This is a genomic window from Altererythrobacter sp., from assembly GCF_050299635.1.
GTDB lineage: Bacteria > Pseudomonadota > Alphaproteobacteria > Sphingomonadales > Sphingomonadaceae > Erythrobacter.
Genome location: NZ_JBNKWF010000095.1, coordinates 1 through 511 on the forward strand (window position 1 = coordinate 1; position 511 = coordinate 511).

Consider the following 511-nt stretch of genomic DNA (forward strand, 5'->3'; position numbering starts at 1 on the left):
GTCAGCCTTCCTGATGCGCAGGGCAAGCGCATCGCATATCCGTTTCACATCGGCGCAAGGCACCTTGGGGCAAGCACTGTACGGGCATTACGGGATCGAGTTGGACGAATCCTATCTCTTCCTTCGCGATGGCCGGGCCTTCATCAAAGACGAGGGATACTTCCAACTGGCGCAAGAAATGGGAGGGTTGTGGAGGCTGGTCGCGATCTTCCGGCTTGTGCCCGCGCCGCTGCGCCGCGCAGCCTATAACATGATCGCTCGTAATCGTTATCGCTGGTTTGGCAAGGTGCCGGCCTGTTCGTTGCTAACGGAAGAACAGAAGTCGCGCTTGCTGTGACGACTGGTTTTATCCGCCGGTTACCGGTCGAACTGGCCTTCGACCTCCATCCCACCTCGAATATCTTCAATGCGGGTCATAGAATCCGGATCGCGGTGGCTTGTGCGGATAAGGACAATGCCTTAACACCCGAGCTTTCTCCTCCCCCCACCATTACTCTTTACCGGAACAAAA

2 protein-coding genes are annotated in these 511 nt (G+C 56.6%); both read left to right on the forward strand.

Annotated elements, in window-relative coordinates:
- The coding region (locus ACQY6C_RS15015; RefSeq protein WP_427970098.1) for a thiol-disulfide oxidoreductase DCC family protein at nt 1-337 on the forward strand (337 nt) is incomplete at its 5' end.
- Nucleotides 334-511 (forward strand): CocE/NonD family hydrolase C-terminal non-catalytic domain-containing protein (locus tag ACQY6C_RS15020; protein WP_427970100.1); only part of this gene is annotated, 178 nt, incomplete at its 3' end. The genes ACQY6C_RS15015 and ACQY6C_RS15020, both read left to right, overlap by 4 nt.